Below are 19516 nucleotides of genomic sequence, written 5' to 3'. Positions count from 1 at the left end.
GGTTCGTCGGCACGACGTCAAAGCCGAAGGTACCGCGTGAGCGGCGCGAGGACGGCCCGGCAGCAGCAGAGGTGCGCAGGCACGCGCTGCGGCTTGCTCGCCCGGAAAAAAAGCTGCCACGTCTGACCGTGACAGCCTTTATAAATCTAATCTTAACTGACCAGCATTATGCCACTGGCAGCCTTTTTTCTGTTCCGATTGATAGCGCGGCACTCAGCCGTTGCGATCGGGGCGATCAATGATGTGATCTTCCCAGTCCCGCACTTCACTCTCACGCACCGCAATATACCGCACCGAAATACGCTGCGCATGCATCGCTGTTTTCGAACCGGCCCGCAGCGGATGCCATACGGGTAAATCTTTGCCCTCACCCAGCAGCCGGTAGGCGCAGGTGCGCGGCAGCCAGTTGAAGGTCGTCAGATTTTCGCGCGTTAACTTGATGCAATCCTCTTCAAGCTCGAAGCGGCGCTCATAGTTGCGGCACTGGCAGGTTTTAATATTGAGCTGATCACAGGCGACATTGGTGAAGTAGATCTCATCGGTGTCGGCGTCCTGCAATTTGTTCAGGCAACACTGTCCACAACCATCACACAAGGATTCCCATTCCTCATCGCTCATTTGTGCCAGGCGTTTTTGTTGCCAGAAAGGGGTGTCAGTCATGATGATTTGTCCGGATTGTGCCTAAACCGCACCTTATAAAGCCTATGCGGCGGTGATGCAAGTTTTTAGAGTACGCGCGTGCTGATGCCGTGACCCGCCAGTGAAACTTCCAGCTGGTCACCCGAGCGCATCGGGCCTACCCCTTCTGGCGTACCGGTCAGAATCACATCGCCTGCACGCAGGGTAAAGTAGTGGCTCATATGGGCAATCAGCGGCAGGATTTTATGAATCATGTCTTCGGTGTTGCCGTGCTGACGCACTTCACCGTTCACCAGCAATTTAAGCTCGACGTTCTGCGGATCGCCACTGAATTCCGTCACCGGGATAAAACCAGAGACAGGACAGGCGTTATCAAAGCCTTTGGATTTTTCCCACGGCTGGCCCGCTTTTTTCAGCCCGGCCTGCAGGTCACGCAGTGTCAGATCCAGCGCCACGCCATAACCTGCAATCGCCTTAGCCACATGCGCATCAGTCGCCTGCTTCAGTGTCGCGCCGATCAGCACCGCCAGTTCAACTTCATGATGGACCTCGCCGAACGCGTCGGGAATAGAGAGCGGCTGACGTAAATCACACAGCGCCGTTTCCGGCTTGATAAAGATCACCGGCTCGGTAGGGGTTGCGCTGCCCATCTCTTTAATGTGCTTTGCATAATTACTCCCGACGCAAACCACTTTGCTGACCGGAAAATCTAACAGAGCGCCTTGCCAGTTACGATGCTGATACATGCTCATCCCCTGTTCAGGTTAGGTGTGATGCCAGCGCTGCTGGCGGGTTGATGTTTGCTCATGCGTTGATCGAAATGCCAACCTCATAGCGTGATAATAAGATCCTTTTAACGGTCCGGGGTGCGTAATTTGTCAGAAAGCGTAAATGCAGGCGTTGAAGTGCTGAATAATCGTACAAATCAGGAGAAAAAATTGAGCAGGGAATTTAAAAAGGGGTGAAACAGATAAGCTGCACCGTTAATTTTGCGCAGCTTCAGGGCAATATTATCCTGCCAGGATCGCACCGACAGGATTTATATTTACAGAAGAATCCGAGTTAAAGTTTTTTATCGGCCTGTAAATGAATGTTGAGGAGACTTTCAATCGGCGGAGGGAGCTGTAAATAATAGCCCTGCTCGCTCAATCCCTGCTTAACTTTATTGATATCCGCATTAGCCAGCCTGTCCCGCCCCGCCAGCTTAAGCACCATCGCCAGCTGCGGCTTGCCAAAGCCTTTCAGCAATTCTTCCGGAACGCGCGAGAAATCGTCCTTTTTTTCAACATAGAGATAAGTCTGGTCACGTAACGGGCTTCTGTAGATCACACAAAACATATTTTTTACTCGAATTAACCGGCGTTGAGGCTTGTCTGAATATAGCTGTAACTATAACATGCTTGCAGAACTTCGAATATTCACCGTTAGCGCTTCAACGATGATTTTATCATCGCCAGGCTTTCGGTAGTGAAAACAGGACTGAGTCGGGACAGATGTCGCAAACGCCAATCGAATTCAAAGGTAGCAGTTTCACCCTGTCTGTCGTCCATTTGCATCACCATGACCCTGCGGTGATTCGCAAGGCACTCCAGGACAAGATTGACCAGGCTCCAGATTTCCTGAAAAACGCGCCGGTGGTACTTAACGTCTCGACATTAAGTGCCGATGTTAACTGGAAACTGTTGCAACAGGCGGTTCTCGCCACCGGTTTACGCATTGTCGGCGTAAGCGGCTGCAAAGACGAAGCGCTGAAACGTATGATCGCCCGTGCCGGCCTGCCCGTGCTGGCAGAAGGTAAAGAGGCCAGACCGCAAGCCGCCGCGCCGCAGCCAATACCAGAACCACTGCCGGCTGTAACCGAAACGGTAGCAACGAAAACCCGCATCGTGAACACCCCGGTGCGCTCGGGCCAGCAGATTTATGCGCGTGACGCCGATTTGATCATCACCAGCAGCGTCAGCGCCGGCGCCGAACTGGTCGCCGATGGCAATATTCACATTTACGGCATGATGCGCGGTCGCGCCCTGGCGGGTGCCAGCGGTGACCGCAACTGCCAGATTTTTTGTACCAACCTGGCTGCCGAGCTGGTCTCGATTGCCGGAGAGTACTGGATCATGGATCAGATCCCGCAAGAATTTTTTGGTAAAGCTGCGCGCCTGTGCCTGCAGGATGGCGCGCTGACTATCCAGACACTTAATTAGGCCCCTTTTCTTTTGTTAAGGAAATCAACATTTATGGCACGCATTATTGTAGTTACATCCGGTAAAGGGGGCGTTGGTAAGACCACGTCAAGCGCGGCCATCGCCACCGGTTTAGCGCAGAAAGGCAAAAAGACAGTTGTGATCGATTTTGATATCGGTCTGCGTAACCTGGATTTGATCATGGGCTGTGAGCGCCGTGTGGTCTACGACTTCGTTAATGTAATCCAGGGCGATGCCACACTGAACCAGGCGCTGATTCGCGACAAACGCACGGAGCAGCTCTACATTCTGCCTGCGTCGCAGACCCGTGATAAAGATGCGCTGACCCGTGAGGGTGTTGAAAAAGTTCTGAACGATTTGGCTAAGATGGAGTTCGATTTCATCGTCTGTGACTCACCGGCAGGGATTGAAACGGGCGCACTGATGGCGCTCTACTTTGCCGATGAAGCCATTATTACCACCAACCCGGAAGTCTCTTCTGTCCGCGACTCCGACCGCATTCTCGGCATCATCTCATCGAAATCCCGTCGCGCTGAAAACAGTCAGGACCCGGTGAAGGAGCATTTGCTGCTGACCCGCTATAACCCTGGCCGGGTGAACCGTGGCGATATGCTGAGCATGGAAGATGTGCTGGAGATCCTGCGCATTCCTCTGGTCGGCGTGATCCCTGAAGATCAATCGGTGTTACGTGCCTCTAACCAGGGCGAACCGGTGATTCTTGACGGCGAATCTGATGCTGGCAAAGCCTATGCCGATACCGTTGAACGGTTGCTCGGTGAAGTACGCCCCTTCCGCTTTATCGAAGAAGAGAAGAAGGGTTTCCTGAAACGCCTGTTCGGGGGATAAACCATGGCATTACTTGATTTCTTTTTATCCCGGAAGAAGAACACTGCCAACATAGCCAAGGAAAGGCTGCAGATTATCGTGGCAGAACGGAGAAGGGGCGACAGTGAGCCCCACTATCTTCCGCAACTTAAGCGCGACATTCTGGAAGTGATTTGCAGATATGTGAAGATCGATCCAGAAATGGTAACGGTGCAGCTCGACCAGAAAGGTGATGATATCTCGATTCTGGAGCTGAACGTGACGCTGCCGGAAACGGATGAAGTGACTAAATGACGCTGACCGTTTGCTGAATTTCCCCTGCGCTCTGGCAGGGGAAATTTAACCGGTTAACAACCCGCCAGAATCTCCTCAATGCCGGGTTTCAGCAGTTCGCCCCGCCATCCGGTGAGTAACTCCGGCTGACGCCCCTGTGGCTTCAGGCCCCAGTGCTGACTTAATACCTGATTAATCTGACGTCGTGACGCCAGCAGCTCCTGACTGAATCCACTCTGCTCACTCACCTGCTGCACCAGCGCTTTCATCGCTTTAAACACTGCCTTGTAGTGCGGATGGTCAATCAGATTGCCCAGCGGAGCCGGCAGTTCGCTCTCATCCAGCGCCTCAGCTTCTGCCACCAGCGCCACCAGCGCTTTGCCGTGGAAACGAATTTCGTGGCCTGACAGCCCCAGATGATCCAGCTCGCCCAGCGAGCCGGGCATAAAGCGCGCCACTTTCCACAGGTGCTCTTCGCGTACCACAAAGTTAACGGCCATATCTTTTTCACGCGCCAGCTTCAGACGCCAGGCCGCCAGTCGCTGTAACGCCGCCAGCTGACGCGGGCGCAACTGCCAGGCATTGGTAATATCCCGCCAGGCTTCATCCGGCGACAGGCTATCCAGACGACGCTGACACAGGTTATCGCACTCACTGAGTGCCGCCGACATATTGCCGGCCTCTTCCGTATTGATCATCAGCTGACGCGCAATTGGCAACAGATAGTGAACGTCCGCCGCCGCATACTCGCACTGACGCTGGGTCAGAGGGCGCGCCAGCCAGTCCGTGCGTGATTCACTTTTATCGAGTTCGACCTGAGTGAAATGTGCCACCATTGATGCAAAACCCCAGGAGAGCGGCTGGCCAGAAAAGGCCGCCAGAATCTGGGTATCGATCATGGGCGTCGGCAGCACGCCGAAACGGTGCAGGAAGACTTCCAGATCTTCACCCCCGGCATGCAGGAATTTGGTGACGCTGGTGTCGGTCAGCAAGGCAATAAAGGGTGACCAGTCACGGATATTCAGCGGGTCAATCAGCACCAGTTGCTGATCGTCGAACAGCTGGATCAGGCCAAGCTGAGGGTAGTAAGTGCGGGTGCGGACAAATTCGGTATCCAGGGCCACCGCCGCGTGCTGGCGCGCTTTCTGACACACGTCTGCCAGTTGATCATCCTGGTCGATAAGGGAATAGTTCACGTCTGATTTCCACCGCAGCCAACAACGCGCGGCGCTCCATGTTAAAAACAATAAAAACGCCGGACATGCCGGCGTTCAACCTCAATTTCTGCCCGGATTCAGCTCGCGCCGGGTTTCGCCTCGTCGCGCAGCTCACGCCGCAGAATCTTGCCGACGTTGGTTTTAGGCAACTCATCACGAAACTCAATGATTTTCGGCACCTTGTAACCGGTCAGCTGACGGCGACAGTGATCGAGCACCTCTTCTTTGGTGAGCGATGCATCTTTTTTCACGATGCAGACTTTTACCGCTTCGCCAGAAAGATCGCTGGGCACACCGATAGCCGCGGCTTCACGCACTTTAGGATGCTGCATCAGCACGTCTTCGATTTCATTCGGATAGACATTAAAACCTGATACCAGAATCATATCTTTTTTGCGGTCAACGATGCGAATAAAGCCTTCCTGGTCAACGGTAACAATATCACCGCTGTGGAGCCAGCCATTTTTCAGCACTTCCGCTGTCGCTTCCGGATGCTGCCAGTAGCCCAGCATCACCTGCGGGCCGCTGATGCAAAGTTCGCCCGGTTCACCCGGAGGAACTTCATTGCCGTCGTCATCCAGAATCAGCACATCGGTCGAGGGCACCGGCAGACCGATACTGCCGGTATGACAGCTGATGTCATAGGGATTGACCGACACCAGCGGAGAACACTCTGTCAGGCCATAGCCTTCCAGCAGATAGTGTCCGGTCAGTTTTTCCCAGCGCTCGGCCACCACTTTCTGCACCGCCATTCCGCCACCGGCGGAAAGACGCAGCGTTGAAAAATCGAGTTTATTAAACTGCTCATCGTTGAGTAGCGCGTTAAACAGCGTATTCACGCCAGTAATGGCGGTAAACGGAAATTTCCCCAGCTCTTTAACAAAGCCGGGAATATCGCGCGGATTGGTGATCAACAGATTCTGACCGCCCAGCTCCAGGAACAGCAGGCCATTCACCGTTAAGGCGAAGATGTGATAAAGCGGCAGCGCGGTGACGACACACTCTTTACCGTCACGCAGCACCTTGCCGTAGGTCGCGCGGGTCTGCTCAAGATTCGCCTGCATGTTGCGATGGGTCAGCATCGCCCCTTTGGCCACGCCAGTGGTGCCACCGGTGTATTGCAGGAAGGCGAGATCGTCATTGGAGACCGTCGGGCGTTGATAATTGAGCGTTTCGCCGACTTCCAGTACGTGGCGAAATGAGATTGCCCCCGGCAGATGGTATTTGGGCACCAGCTTCTTCACATACTTAACGACAAAGTTAACCAGCGTCGCTTTTATTGGCGCCAGCTGATCGCCCATCCGGGTCAGGATGACGTGCCGCACAGCGGTTTTCGCCACCACTTTTTCCAGCGTGTGCGCAAAATTCGAGACAATGACAATCGCACTGGCCCCACTGTCATTGAGCTGATGCTGCAGTTCGCGCGGCGTATAGAGCGGATTCACATTGACCACCACCATACCCGCACGCAGCACACCAAACAGGGCCACCGGATACTGCAGTAAATTCGGCATCATCAGCGCCACACGGTCACCCGCTTTCAGGCCCAGCTGTTGCTGAAGATAGGCGGCAAAAGCGCGGCTCTTCTCTTCCAGCTGACGATAACTCATCTTCTGACCCATGTTCAGGAACGCGGGTTGATCGGCGTAGCGTTTTGCGGCCTGCTCAAACAGATCCACCAGCGAGGTGTAACGATCTGCACTTATTTCGGCAGGCACATCTGCCGGGTAGCGTTTCAGCCAAACCTTATTCAAGGATCCACCCCGATAATTATGTTGTATTTCCATCGCTGCCTCAGCCAATCTGGTTTGTTAACAATATTTTAACTGATTGTACCAGTTTGCCTGTTTTGGCATGTTGAGGTTGCGAAGTGCATCACTAAATTTCGTGCTGATAAAACAGGCAAATAAAAAGCCCGGCAGCGAGCACCGCGACCGGGCTGATACTTAAATGTTTTTTGCACTTACTCAGTCAGAATGGTCTGCACCTCTGCCGGCCCACTGTTCATCATTCCCCAGTAGGGATTCGGGCCCCAGTATCCACCGCGATGGCGGGTCGGACCATACCAGATCCAGGGATCCATCGGCTGAGGTGGAGCTGTCACCTGCTGGGTAAGTCGCCAGCGCTGATAACCGCGCACATCGATGACCGCAAATTTGTAATCTGCCTCGCCAATTTTGCCCTGCTCTGTCCCCTTAAGGGTACCCAGCACCGTCACATACTGGTTTCTTACATCCACCGGATCAACAAAACCGCGGATATCGGCATAAATCCGACCGACCGAGGCCGCACCCAGACGCGGTCTGGCGCTATCATCCAGCGGCTGCGCAGCAATCTCAAGCCGGGTTTTGCCGTTCAGGTTAGTGACATTCACTACCTTGCCGCCAAAGCGCGATTCCTGCCCGACAAAGAGCGAAGGATTGCTCATGACCCGCAACAGATCCTGCTGCGGCTGAGGTGAGCTGCCCTGCAGCGTGTCAGGAATTGAGACACAACCGGTTAACGCCAGTACACAGGTCAGCAGCAGACCTGAAAGCCCTTTACCACACATTGACGACATAGACGTTCTCCCGTTAGGTAAAGAGTTAGACTGGACGCATAACAATAAGTTGCGTGCATTTTACCGGCCAGGTAATTTTTTCCAGGCGACTTCATTACGCAGATAAGTGGGCTCCGCTATTTCCGGCAGCAGCGTCTTCCCCTGCGCCAGCGCAAGGGTCGCCAGCGGCAGCATATCTTCTGCAGCGGGCAGCGTAACGTCACTGGCGTTCAGGGTAAGTTCGTGTCCCTGCTGCAGGGCAGGATAAGCCTGCCATCCGGTGCCTGCGGTCATCCATTCGCCAGAGAGCGCCTGCATCCGGGCCAGTGCCGCTTCGGGCGACAGCACGCTTTCGCTGGCCTCACCCTGCCAGGCACCCTGTTCATCACGCTGATATTCGGCCCAGTAGACCTCGCCCATCCGCGCATCAATAGCGGTTAATACCCGGGTAGCACCGTGCAGACGCCATGTGCCTTCCGCCAGCGTTGCCAGCGTGGAAACCGCGATCATTGGCAGAGAAGCGCCCAGTGCCAGTCCCTGCGCAATACCAATGCCAATCCGCACGCCGGTAAAACTGCCAGGGCCGCGACCAAAGGCGAGCGCGTCCAGGTCGGTCAGTTCCAGCTGCTGTGCCAGCAGTAGCTCTTCGATCAGCGGTAAAATACGCTGGGTGTGATCGCGCGGGGCAATTTCGAATCGGGCATCAATCTGTTGCTGATTCAGCAAGGCGGCTGAACAGGCTTCTGTCGCCGTATCCAGCGCTAAAATTCGGGCTGACATGACTACCTCAGAAGAAAGAAAACGGCGCGCATCTTAGCATAAAATTACGCGTCTGGTTCGGGTTGCTGGCGGATAAAGGCGATGGCGCGGGCAATGTCCCGGGTGCGCGGCGTCGGTGGCAGGCTATTGAGAAACAGCGCGCCATAAGGACGAGAAACCAGACGCTGATCGCAAATCACCAGTACGCCACGATCGTCGGTATCGCGGATTAAACGTCCCACGCCCTGCTTCAGGGTGATCACCGCATCCGGCAGCTGCACATCCGTAAAGGGATCGCCGCCACGAATCCGGCAATCTTCCATTCTGGCTTTCAACAGCGGATCTTCCGGTGAGGTGAACGGCAGTTTATCGATGATCACCAGCGACAGCGCATCACCCCGCACATCCACGCCTTCCCAGAAACTGCTGGTCGCCACCAGCAGGGCATTGCCCTTATCGATGAACTGTTTCAGCAACTGACCCTTGCTGGTTTCACCCTGCACCAGCACGGGCAGCGTCATTGAGGCGCGAAATTCTGCGGCCAGCTCACGCATCATCAGGTGCGACGTGCAGAGAAAGAAACAGCGGCCTTTATTGGCATCAATCAGCGGCTTCATCATTGCGGCCAGCTGGCGTGCACCACCCGGACGGTTAGGCTCCGGCAGATTGCGCGGAACGCAGAGCAGCGCCTGCTTCGCAAAATCGAACGGGCTGTTCAGAATCAGGCTTTTTGCTGCATTCACACCCAGCCGTTCGGCGAAGTGTGCCATTTTCTCATCCACCGCCAGGGTGGCTGAGGTGAAGATCCAGGCAGCCTTACGATTATCCATTACTTCACGGAAGCGTTCTGCCACCGAGAGCGGCGTCAGCGCCAGGATAAAGTGACGTGAGGTACATTCATACCAGTAGCTGTAGCCCGGCTCGTTAATCGCCCGCAGCCGTTTTAACCGGCCACGGTAGAGCGCGGCTCGCTCGAAGGCGGCATCCAGCAGGGCTGAACGGCCCAGTGAGAGTTTGATAACGTCGTAACAGAGCTCAAGCGCATCATCCAGCAGCGTAAACATCCGCAGGATGTTGTTATCGCTCAGCAGTTCACGCAGGTTACCGCGATAGCCGGGATCGCCTAATGACAGGCGAAAATCCTGCGCGCACTGCGCCAGGCGGTCAGCGGATTTCTGCAGCTGCTGAGCATCACGCACCTCGGTGCGGTAGGCGGTAATAATATCTTTGGCGAGATCGAGTAACTGGCGGCTGGAGAGCTGCTGACCAAAATACTGACTGGCGATATCGGGCAGCTGATGGGCTTCATCGAAGATCATCACATCAGCTTCGGGAATAAGTTCGCCAAAGCCGCCCTCTTTCACCACCAGATCGGCAAGAAAGAGATGGTGGTTCACGACCACCACATCGGCGTCCATCGCGCGCTTACGCGCTTTGACCACAAAGCACTCTTTATAGCGCGGGCAGTCAGTGCCGAGGCAGTTATCGTTGGTGCTGGTGACCAGCGGCCAGACCGGGCTGTCTTCGGTCACGCCCGCACAGCTGCTGATGTCGCCATCTTCCGTCTGCGATGACCAGCTGCGCAGCGTCACCAGATCGGTCAGCCCCTGCGCGGTGAGATCGCCGCCCGCCATCGATTGCTGTTCCATGCGTTCCAGGCAAAGGTAGTTGGAGCGTCCTTTCAGCAAAGCCGTTTTACCTTTGAAATCCAGCGCCTTGATCATCGTAGGCAGATCGCGGCCATAGAGCTGATCCTGCAGCGCCTTGGATCCGGTGGAGACAATTACTTTTTTACCGGCCCGCAGAGCGGGAGCCAGGTAGGCATAGGTTTTTCCGGTGCCGGTACCGGCCTCGACCACCAGTTCACCCTGCTGTTTTACGGCTTCAGATACCGCCTGCGCCATCTCACGCTGTGCTTCACGCGGCTTAAAGCCTGCGATCGCCAGCGCCAGCGCGCCATCCACTGCAAAATCGTCTGCCACATACCCTCACTAAGAACGGCAAAAACACTGTAATTATGTCAGTATTGGATCAACAAAGCAAAATTGATAATTATCAATAGCTTATCTATTTCCAACCGTTGGGGGCGTGGCAGCTAAAGACTCTGGATCGCGTCTGAAAGATGGGGAAAAAGGCGGCAGGTGGCCGCCTGAAGAGAAGCGCTCGCAGCACCGGGATGCCTGATGGAAAAGTTGCACCGCGAAAGGCAGCAGAAATCGCTGTGACTACTCTACAATCATGCGCCCATTGAGATGCTGCAACGGACGATTATTGGTGGTTTTCAGCGCCTGTTTAAAGGCGTCGAGCTGCGCCTGAGAGAGCGAAACCGGCTGTTTCAGCACCAGCCAGCGAATCCCTTCGCTGCAGGGCGGCGTCGTCAGGGAGCCACTGAAACGATAATAGTGCAGATCTTCCGGGAAGAGATCGCGTAAGTTTACCTGGCGATTAATGGTTACCTGCTGGTTTTCCTGTTTCGGCATAGCGTCGATCAACGGTGCCAGCGCCGAATTCTCTTTACCGACCTTAAACATCACCGCGACCACGGCCAGATCGCCATCCTCTTTGCTGTGTACAAAGTGGGCTTCAAGGGGAAAGGTGTGCCCATTGATCTGGTTCTCACTCGGCGTATGGAAGTGATACTGACGCAGTGTGAACTTTTCCCGATCCAGTACAAAATCATCTTCTTCATCAACGGTCACCTGAATCGTGTGGCCATTGTTGATCACCTTCTCAGCCGACGTATGGTAGGCCAGATCGAGTGCCTGTAAATGTCCCTCAATCGGATCTTTAATATTGATAGGCGACTGGGACTTACCTTCGTGGCAGATGTGGAAGTCGCTGGTCAGTTCGCTCCAGTGTTCCGGGCCAGCTTTGCCTTCGTACGTCCAGTGCGGTTCCGCCGCACCGGCTACGTTGAGGGTAGAAAGCGCCACAACCAGACTTAACATTTTTGGTAATTTCATTTTTATCCCTGCTTTATAAACTTATTTGCGGCAGGGATACTATTCCGCTCACTGCGGAGTCAGCAAGGTGACAAAATGCGTTAAATCAAAATCAGAACGAATAGAGAGTTTATAATTACAATCAATGTTAATTTAATTAACAAATATCACGATGTGACGTTTTTAAGCACTTCAGGAAAGGGTTGATATCAATCTCTCTGAATAAAAGAGTTTCATTTTCCTGTATTTATCATTTTGATAGTCGAAACGAGCCGGGAGGGAAATTTTGCACTAAATTCAGGCGACGTAAGAAACCGCAAAACTGCACGCAGGCGGTTTTGCGGTGCAACGCGATAACGCGTCATAAAAGATTATGCAGGTGACGCTAGACATCCTTTTCTAATGGCTCCTCTTCTTCATCTTCTTCCTCATCTTCAGGATAAATCTCAGCGTCATCGGGCAGCGGTTCATCGTAATCAGGGCGTTCAGACATAATTTCCTCCGGTGTCAGATAGCAATTTTGCTATGCCCTTTGAGTGTAGCTTACTCCTGCCATCTGTTTTGCAAGGCTCGCAAAAGATATCAGAAATGCGGGCGCTGCCGCAGACTCTGCTTCGCCACTGCGTGATACAGCCTTGCGTCACAGCCGGTGCTGATAACGTACCGGTTAATCGGATGCCCATTCGCCTCCCCCAGCCGCGTTATCATTGACGTCAGTCTGATAGCGGGTTTAATAATTCGCCGCTGAAAAATCTGTGATTTCAAAAAACCTCTTACTTGTTTAATGAATAAAAGGCGGAACTTAACTGCCTATAATATAGGGACACGAAAAATTAATGATGCGATTCAAAGCACAATTATGCACAAAGAAAGGTAACATTAAATAAAAACTCAACAGGAATAGCATTAAACATCGCTCTGTTGTTATAAGAGAAAAACCCTGATATAAAAGAGACAGAATTTAAACGTAATCTGTGAGCATTAGCGGATTGAATATTTCCTCTGATGCAGCCACGCTGACTTAACAGATGGTAGCGAGGTAATTAAAATTCAGGAATTCTGTTATCTCTCACAGGCAATAAAAACTTGTCGCCGGATGAGTCACATCACAATAGAAACCATGCCTCACGGCATCCGTCCTCTTTAAAAGGCCGTTTAAGACTATCTCGCTAAAGATATCCGTTAATGTAAATGAAGTGGGGTTTTATATTATAAGTTAAGTGGGATGTAATCTGGCTGTTGCTGCCCTGTTGCATCTATCCGTCAAAATGGACACCATTATCTCAACAAGGAGAAATATCATTGTTCCCAAAATTACCCCGGTATAGCTTAGTGATTCTGACGCTGAGCGGTTGCGTTACCAACGATGAGGTCAAACTCAACCCAGTTGGTCAACATAGTGAACCTGTCATGCCGCATATAAACCAGGGGATCAGCCCTGCACAGCGGCGCGCGATTATGTCCGGCGAACAACCAGACTGGTCTGACGTTTATCCTCAGCGAATCAATAAAAACTCGTCAGCAGTCAGGAAATGATCTGCACGTCGTAGCAGTTAACGTCGTTACTCCACCACTCACATAGCGTAAAAAACACTGTGGAAAATAATCAACACGTCGATGATGTCTCCCTATGGGATTGGATTGTCACATTAATTTTAACCGGCATACCCGTATTAAATCTTTTCATGCTGCTTTACTGGTCCTTAAACCGAAGGACTAAACGTTCAAAGAAAAACTACGCCAGAGCGAGTTTATTATTGATATTCATCGTACTTATCTTCTATATCATCACCCTGGAAGTTACAACGGGCTATTTTCTTTTTAAACATTACTGATCCTTAAACTGACAGCGTTACACCCTTAAATGGAGTTTTTATGGTGCGTTATTTCACTTTTCTATTATTGGGCGTCACTTCCGCTTGCTGCATAGCAAAAACGTCAGTGGTGATAAATAACACCCTGAAAGCGCAAGAGATAAAATCGGCAAAAATCGTTTACATTGGCGAGGTTAATGGCACTAAAGTGGCAGAATTGATGGCAGGCATCGATGATATTAATGCAAGTTACCCCGCTGTAAAAGAAATATCGCTTTATATAAACAGCTTTGGCGGTGATATGGAAGCTGGCTATATGGGCGGCCAGGCCGTCAGGGGGTCAAGGATTCCGATAAAAACCATCAATGTCGCAATGACAGGTTCGGCGGCTACCCTGATTTATTGCTCAGGGGCGCAAAGGGAAACATTACCCAGCGCAACGTTTTTAATCCACCCTGCAGCGAGTCAAAACATTCAGAGCAACTATCTGAAAAAAAATGAAGTCATTTTACTCAGCAGAGATATCGACAATGTCAGTAAAATATTCAGGGACACCTATGCATCCTGTTTCAAAGATGACGGGAAAGAGATAGATAAGGCCTTATTCAGTGAAGACAACCGTATTTACCTGCGTTTTCCAGAATCTGTAAAACAGGGTATTGCACAAAAACGTATTGAAGGAATCGCCCCCGCTGATGTCGCTTATTACATTTTCACTTCAGAGGCCAGCGGCTAGCAAAAATAACGTTATTTATGCCTGCAGGACGAATACTTTTTATCAGATATGCGCCGCCTGGACAGATGGGCGTGCTGGCGGGGAGACATATCGAGCCGTTAGCGGGTAATCCAGAGAAGAACATAACGCAGACGACGTTCAGATGGGGCGTCGCAGGATCTCACCATCAATATCACTGTGAATTTTCGCAGTAAGCGCTACCCTTGTATGGTGAGTTTTTTGAGCAGCTATAGCAGGGTTGATTCAACACTGGCCAGATAAAAAGCGGCAAATAAAGCAGGCCGCTCAGCCAGATACGGCTTATTCTGGTACAGGGCGTTTATCTGTTTCTGGCTGGTGACCTGATATCACGATTATTGGCGACGCTGCTCTTGCGACCTGCTTATAAGCGGACGTACAACGCGCCCGCCAGCATAACGATGAACAGAATAGCGAAGGTAATAAAGCCCTGCTTAGTGCCACGGGACAATCCAACAAACGCCGAAACCACAATAAACAGCAGCGTCAGTGCGCCGACCATCACCCAAAAAAGATACTGCGTATTCGCCATGCCTGAATCCTCATCCGTAGCGCGATTTATCTGCTGTTTTATAACATTTTTATGCCGCGCGTGCCCTCACTTCTCCCGCTCTTTCGACGCTTTATGCTGCTTTAGTGCAGCAGGGCTGCAACAGTGACAACGTCCGCGGCTCATGATCATGATGCAGACAGTGTGATGCAGTTAGCAAATGCAGAGGAACGCAGCGAGTAAACAAACGCGCGGATTATAATGATTAAATCAGCTTACCGTTGGGATGTGGCACCCGTAGGCTGACGTGCTGAGACTGGTTTAACATTGCCGTTCAGGCGGTGTAAAACAGATGGCCTTAACCCGACTGCCTGACTCAGGCGGAGGAATGTATGAACTGTTTCCGCATCGGCTCTCTGGCTGGCGTGCTGCTGCTCTGCGGCTGCCAGGCACCCACGCCTGATCAGGCTCGTCTGCAGCAGCCTGTTTTTCAGGGTCAAAGCACCCGCACCGTCCCTCAGCTCAGCGACTGTATTTATCGCGGCTGGTCCACCACCAGCGTCATTGCCAGAGATAACACCACTCACACCCAGCCCAACGGCAGCGAGATCAGCGTTTTTACCTGGGAAGATTCGATTTTTGCGGATGTGTCGCCCCGCCGAAAAGGGGCTGAGGTGAAATATTTCACGACTTTCCGGATGGCGCCTCAGGTGATGGCGGACAGACAGGCGATTGTTGAGCGCTGCCTGTAAGGCGTAAGGGGTGACAGCGATGTCGGGAGTGTGCCAGGCTAATGCGCAATTAACCAGGGAGAAACCGATGAGTATTACCCGCATTGACCCGGAACACCGTATGTCCGAAGCCGTGATCCACAACGACACGATCTATTACACCAGTGTGCCTGAGAATCTGGATGCCGACGCAGAAGCGCAGACAGCCAATGCGCTGGCAGTGATTGATGCGATTCTGACACGGCTCGGTAGCGATAAAAGCAAAATCCTTGATGCGACGCTGTTTCTGGTGGATAAGGCCGATTTCCCTGCGATGAACCGCGCATGGGACGCATGGGTCTCTCCAGGTAATGCGCCGGTGCGCTGCACGGTACAGGCCGGGCTGTTGAATCCGAAGTACAAAATCGAAATTAAAATTATCGCTGCACGTTAAAACGCCGGGCGTTATTCCTCTTCGTTTTCTTCATCTTCGTCTTCGAATAGCGCCCGAATCCGTTCGCCCTTGAAATTTTGTCGGATCTCCTGCGCCACCTGGGTGATCGCTTCGCCGCTCGACAAACCTCCCGCCATCAATTCCTGAATACGTTCGACGGCCTGCTGCTGCTGCTCATGAGAGAGAGCCGGTATTCCTATAAACATGTTTCACTCCTGCGTTGGGGCAGACAGTATCCCACGCGGAACTAACAGGTGCCAGTCAGGAAAAAATATGGCAGTCTGACCGCCTCTTTGCTCTCTGATTTCTCTGCCCGATGATTGTTGAAACCCTCAGTCTTGATTATACCCCGGATGCGCTGACTCAGCGTTTTGCCCCGATTGCCCATCTGCCCTGGGCGATGCTGCTCTCCTCCGCGCAGGCGAACCACAGTGACAACCGCTTTGATATTCTGACCGCCGATCCCCGCGCCACCCTGGTGACCCGCGGTGCGATGACTACGCTCAGCGACCCGACCGGCACGACCGAATCAACCGCCGATCCCCTGCTGCTGGTGCAGCAGCAGTGTGATGCGCTGGGCGTGACGCCGGCTGCCAGCGATGCCCTGCCGTTTCAGGGCGGTGCGCTGGGCCTGTTTGGTTATGATCTGGGCCGCCGGTTTGAGTCCCTGCCTCAGCAGGCCGCAGCCGATCTCACCACGCCTGACATGGCGGTGGGTATCTATGACTGGGCATTGATTGCCGATCATCATCAGCAGATCCTGACGCTGGTGGCGTTAAAGAACGCGGAAGAACGCGCCGCCTGGCTGGCGCAATGGCCGGCGCGCGAGGCCGTGCCCTTTTCACTGACCAGCCGCTGGCGCTCCAACCTGAGCTATGCAGATTACGCTGCGCGTTTTGCGGCGGTTCAGGCCTATATTCAGGCGGGTGACTGTTATCAGGTTAATCTGGCGCAGCGCTTTCAGGCCGGTTATCAGGGTGATGAGTGGCAGGCGTTCAGTATACTCAATGCGGCTAACCGCGCGCCGTTCAGCGCTTTTCTGCGTCTGCCGGAGAGCGCGATCCTCAGCCTGTCGCCGGAGCGCTTTCTGTCGCTGAATAATAAGCAGATCGAAACACGACCGATCAAAGGTACCCGGCCACGCTGTGACGATCCGATTGCTGATGCGCAACAGGCTGAGTCGCTGCGCCATGCGGAAAAAGATCGGGCCGAAAACCTGATGATTGTCGATTTGCTGCGCAACGATATTGGCCGCGTGGCGCTACCCGGTTCGGTCACGGTGCCTGAACTGTTTGTGGTTGAACCCTTCCCCGCCGTACACCACCTGGTGAGCACGGTGCGGGCGCAACTGCCTGATACCCTGCAGGCCACCGATCTGCTGCGCGCCTGTTTTCCGGGCGGCTCGATTACCGGTGCGCCCAAGATTCGGGCGATGGAGATTATTGATGAACTGGAGCCGCAGCGGCGCAATGCCTGGTGCGGCAGCATTGGTTATCTCAGCCTGTGTGGCCGGATGGATACCAGCATCACCATTCGCACGCTGATCGCTGAAGGTCAGCAGCTCTACTGTGCGGCGGGCGGCGGGCTTGTTGCAGACAGCGATCCCGAAGCGGAGTATCAGGAAACACTCGACAAAGTCAGCCGGATCTTACCGGCACTGGAACAAACCGGAGGTTCAGTTGGCCCTGACGCTTGATGATTTCCGCAGCCGTTTTCTGTTGCAGCAGCCAGCCCGCAGCACACAATTGCTATCCGGGCGCCATGCGGCGGTGCTGGTGCCGATTGTGGCACGTCCTGAACCCGGTCTGTTGCTGACGCAGCGCTCACACGCCCTGCGCAAACATGCCGGACAGGTCGCCTTTCCCGGCGGGATGCAGGATGACACTGACGCATCGCTCATCGCCACAGCACTGCGTGAAGCACAGGAAGAGGTTGGCATTGAGCCGCATCAGGTCGAGGTATTAGGCGCACTGCCCGCCGTGACCAGCAGCACCGGCTTTCAGGTGACGCCGGTACTGGGGATCATTCCGGCCGATCTGCGGTTAACGATTAATCCGGATGAGGTGAGCAGCGCCTTTGAGATGCCGCTGGCCGAGGCTTTGCAGCTCAGCCGCTACAGCGCGCTGGAAGTGCATCGGGCTGGTGTTCGCCACCCGGTCTGGCTGTCGCGCTATCAGGATTATCTGGTGTGGGGCATGACCGCGGGTATTATCCGCTCACTGAGTACTCAGATCGCATTCTGAAACCTTTCTCGTTTTTCTCTCTCCGGCCCGTCAGGTTACTGGCGCGCTGCACTATAATTTTTTCTATGAGTTTTGATAAGTTTATTTCATGCGAAAAGCTGCTCTTTCCTGGTGCATGACCATTACTATGGGCGCCATAAACTGCCCCGGCAGACTGAGAATAATTGTGAGGAGTGTCACCTGTGATTAGTGTTTTTGACATGTTCAAAGTGGGCATCGGCCCCTCAAGTTCGCATACTGTCGGCCCGATGAAAGCAGGTAAACAGTTTGTGGATTTGCTGTGCGAACAGGAAAAGCTGCAGGAGGTCACCCGGATCGCCGTGGATGTTTACGGTTCTCTCTCTCTGACCGGCAAAGGCCATCACACTGATATCGCCATCATTATGGGTCTGGCGGGTGAATCGCCGGATACGGTGGATATTGATGCGATCCCCGCCTTTATTAAAGATGTTGAGCAGCGTGAGCGACTGCTGCTGGCGAAAGGCGCACATGAAGTGGATTTCCCGCGTGAAGGCGGCATGGTATTTCGCAGTGAAAACCTCTCCCTGCATGAAAATGGCCTGCGCCTGCTCGCGTTTGCGGGCGACCTGCTGATCCTGTCAAAAACCTATTACTCCGTTGGCGGCGGTTTCATTGTTGATGAAGAGCACTTCGGGCAGTCGGCACTGGATGAAGTCTCTGTGCCCTGGCCGTTCCACTCCGCCAAAGATCTGCTGGCTCACTGTCGTGAAACCGGCCTGTCACTCTCAGGTCTGGTGATGAAAAATGAGCTGGCGCTGCACAGCCGCGATGAGATCCATGCCTATTTCACAAACATCTGGCAGACGATGCAGGCCTGTATCGATCGCGGTCTGAATACCGAAGGCGTGTTGCCAGGGCCACTGCGCGTGCCGCGTCGCGCCGCCTCCCTGCGTCGTCTGCTGACCTCCTCTGACAAGCACTCCAGCGATCCGATGATTGTTATCGACTGGATCAATATGTATGCGCTGGCCGTTAACGAAGAGAACGCCGCGGGAGGCCGCGTGGTGACCGCGCCAACTAACGGTGCCTGCGGTATCGTGCCTGCGGTGCTGGCTTACTACGATCACTTCATTGAACCAGTGACACCTGACATTTTCCTGCGCTATTTCCTCGCCTCTGGCGCCATCGGCGTGCTGTACAAAATGAACGCCTCTATTTCAGGCGCGGAAGTGGGCTGTCAGGGTGAAGTGGGTGTCGCCTGTTCTATGGCGGCGGCCGGTCTGGCTGAACTGCTGGGCGGCAGTCCGGAGCAGGTCTGCGTGGCGGCTGAAATCGGCATGGAACATAACCTTGGTCTGACCTGTGACCCGGTAGCCGGTCAGGTTCAGGTGCCCTGCATTGAGCGTAATGCTATCGCCTCGGTTAAAGCGATTAATGCGGCGCGCATGGCACTTAGGCGCACCAGCGAACCCCGCGTCTCGCTGGATAAGGTTATCGAGACAATGTATGAAACCGGCAAAGATATGAACGCCAAATACCGTGAAACTTCGCGTGGCGGTCTGGCGATTAAAGTTCAGTGTGATTAAGCGAAACGATTAACTGACTAAAAAACGTGCAAACGTAATAAAATCCGCATCCTGCGCTATCTCAGCGCAGGTTTAACCGGTAGAGTGATTTCCGCGCAGCCGTCCGGCT

General features: G+C 53.5%; 21 protein-coding genes. 10 read left to right on the top strand and 11 right to left on the bottom strand.

The annotated features are described in order from the left end of the window. Positions 1-242 (top strand): hypothetical protein (locus NR201_RS10730; protein ID WP_256849752.1); only part of this gene is annotated, 242 nt, incomplete at its 5' end. Here NR201_RS10730 and NR201_RS10725 read toward each other — a convergent pair. The 3 genes from NR201_RS10725 to NR201_RS10715 all read right to left on the bottom strand — a co-directional run bounded on the left by NR201_RS10725 (position 214) and on the right by NR201_RS10715 (position 1977). Beyond that, on the bottom strand, positions 214-660 hold the full coding sequence (locus NR201_RS10725) for a YcgN family cysteine cluster protein (RefSeq protein ID WP_010260578.1): 447 nt from the start codon (positions 658-660) through the stop codon (positions 214-216). The genes NR201_RS10730 and NR201_RS10725 overlap by 29 nt on opposite strands. 65 nt (positions 661-725) lie before the next feature. Next, positions 726-1385 carry a fumarylacetoacetate hydrolase family protein gene (locus tag NR201_RS10720; RefSeq protein WP_010260576.1) on the bottom strand — a complete coding sequence of 220 codons (660 nt, stop codon included), beginning with the start codon at positions 1383-1385 and terminating at the stop codon, positions 726-728. A 316-nt stretch (positions 1386-1701) separates the two neighbouring features. Continuing rightward, positions 1702-1977: a YcgL domain-containing protein gene (locus NR201_RS10715; protein WP_010260572.1), complete on the bottom strand. Its 276-nt coding sequence runs from the start codon at positions 1975-1977 to the stop codon at positions 1702-1704. A 155-nt stretch (positions 1978-2132) separates the two neighbouring features. On the opposite strand from NR201_RS10715, the gene minC reads away from it, so the two are divergent. From minC to minE, 3 genes are read left to right on the top strand one after another with little or no spacing between them, the layout of a single operon-like run. After that, entirely contained in the window at positions 2133-2840 is a 708-nt protein-coding gene (gene minC / locus NR201_RS10710; RefSeq protein ID WP_010260571.1) for a septum site-determining protein MinC, read from the top strand. Positions 2841-2873: 33 nt separating this feature from the next. Continuing rightward, a complete protein-coding gene (gene minD / locus NR201_RS10705) occupies positions 2874-3686 on the top strand; it encodes a septum site-determining protein MinD (protein WP_010260569.1) in 813 nt (270 codons plus the stop codon). Positions 3687-3689: 3 nt separating this feature from the next. Then, entirely contained in the window at positions 3690-3959 is a 270-nt protein-coding gene (gene minE, locus NR201_RS10700; protein ID WP_008925314.1) for a cell division topological specificity factor MinE, read from the top strand. Between the two features lie 53 nt (positions 3960-4012). Here the strand turns inward: minE and rnd are convergent, their stop codons facing one another. The 6 genes from rnd to NR201_RS10670 form a co-directional block, all read right to left on the bottom strand. Then, entirely contained in the window at positions 4013-5134 is a 1122-nt protein-coding gene (rnd, locus tag NR201_RS10695; protein ID WP_256849751.1) for a ribonuclease D, read from the bottom strand. Between the two features lie 98 nt (positions 5135-5232). Then, the gene (gene fadD / locus NR201_RS10690) at positions 5233-6909 is read right to left on the bottom strand and encodes a long-chain-fatty-acid--CoA ligase FadD (protein WP_010260565.1); all 1677 of its coding nucleotides are present in this window, start codon (positions 6907-6909) and stop codon (positions 5233-5235) included. Positions 6910-7118: 209 nt separating this feature from the next. After that, on the bottom strand, positions 7119-7715 hold the full coding sequence (locus tag NR201_RS10685; protein ID WP_010260563.1) for a Slp family lipoprotein: 597 nt from the start codon (positions 7713-7715) through the stop codon (positions 7119-7121). A 60-nt stretch (positions 7716-7775) separates the two neighbouring features. Further along, on the bottom strand, positions 7776-8474 hold the full coding sequence (gene tsaB / locus NR201_RS10680; protein ID WP_256849750.1) for a tRNA (adenosine(37)-N6)-threonylcarbamoyltransferase complex dimerization subunit type 1 TsaB: 699 nt from the start codon (positions 8472-8474) through the stop codon (positions 7776-7778). Between the two features lie 44 nt (positions 8475-8518). Beyond that, complete coding sequence (locus NR201_RS10675; protein WP_010260556.1) at positions 8519-10435, bottom strand: ATP-dependent DNA helicase; 1917 nt, start codon at positions 10433-10435, stop codon at positions 8519-8521. A 243-nt stretch (positions 10436-10678) separates the two neighbouring features. After that, positions 10679-11416: a carbonic anhydrase gene (locus NR201_RS10670; RefSeq protein ID WP_256849749.1), complete on the bottom strand. Its 738-nt coding sequence runs from the start codon at positions 11414-11416 to the stop codon at positions 10679-10681. A gap of 1854 nt (positions 11417-13270) precedes the next feature. Between NR201_RS10670 and NR201_RS10665 the strand changes: the two genes are divergently transcribed. Then, positions 13271-13945: an ATP-dependent Clp protease proteolytic subunit gene (locus NR201_RS10665; protein ID WP_256849748.1), complete on the top strand. Its 675-nt coding sequence runs from the start codon at positions 13271-13273 to the stop codon at positions 13943-13945. 382 nt (positions 13946-14327) lie between these two features. Here the strand turns inward: NR201_RS10665 and NR201_RS10660 are convergent, their stop codons facing one another. Next, positions 14328-14495: a hypothetical protein gene (locus tag NR201_RS10660; protein ID WP_167432858.1), complete on the bottom strand. Its 168-nt coding sequence runs from the start codon at positions 14493-14495 to the stop codon at positions 14328-14330. 350 nt (positions 14496-14845) lie between these two features. Between NR201_RS10660 and NR201_RS10655 the strand changes: the two genes are divergently transcribed. After that, a complete protein-coding gene (locus NR201_RS10655) occupies positions 14846-15205 on the top strand; it encodes a hypothetical protein (RefSeq protein WP_010260549.1) in 360 nt (119 codons plus the stop codon). A gap of 67 nt (positions 15206-15272) precedes the next feature. Further along, positions 15273-15617, top strand: coding sequence for a RidA family protein (locus NR201_RS10650; RefSeq protein ID WP_003852699.1), 345 nt, complete (start codon positions 15273-15275; stop codon positions 15615-15617). An 11-nt stretch (positions 15618-15628) separates the two neighbouring features. Here the strand turns inward: NR201_RS10650 and NR201_RS10645 are convergent, their stop codons facing one another. Then, positions 15629-15823, bottom strand: a complete 195-nt coding sequence (locus tag NR201_RS10645; protein ID WP_010260545.1) for a YoaH family protein — start codon at positions 15821-15823, stop codon at positions 15629-15631. A gap of 110 nt (positions 15824-15933) precedes the next feature. Here NR201_RS10645 and pabB point away from each other — a divergent pair, with 110 nt between their 5' ends. From pabB to NR201_RS10630, 3 genes are all read left to right on the top strand, one after another. Next, positions 15934-17313 carry an aminodeoxychorismate synthase component 1 gene (pabB, locus tag NR201_RS10640; RefSeq protein WP_256849747.1) on the top strand — a complete coding sequence of 460 codons (1380 nt, stop codon included), beginning with the start codon at positions 15934-15936 and terminating at the stop codon, positions 17311-17313. Next, the gene (locus NR201_RS10635) at positions 17297-17860 is read left to right on the top strand and encodes a CoA pyrophosphatase (RefSeq protein WP_010670763.1); all 564 of its coding nucleotides are present in this window, start codon (positions 17297-17299) and stop codon (positions 17858-17860) included. Before pabB ends, NR201_RS10635 begins: the two co-directional genes overlap by 17 nt. A gap of 182 nt (positions 17861-18042) precedes the next feature. Continuing rightward, positions 18043-19407, top strand: a complete 1365-nt coding sequence (locus tag NR201_RS10630; protein ID WP_010260538.1) for an L-serine ammonia-lyase — start codon at positions 18043-18045, stop codon at positions 19405-19407. Positions 19408-19516: the final 109 nt, after the last annotated feature.

This window comes from Pantoea sp. Fr-CA_6 (assembly GCF_024520895.1).
Lineage (GTDB): Bacteria > Pseudomonadota > Gammaproteobacteria > Enterobacterales > Enterobacteriaceae > Pantoea > Pantoea agglomerans.
Note: the sequence above shows the minus strand (reverse complement) of the source record. Positions and strands in the feature narration are given on the sequence as shown.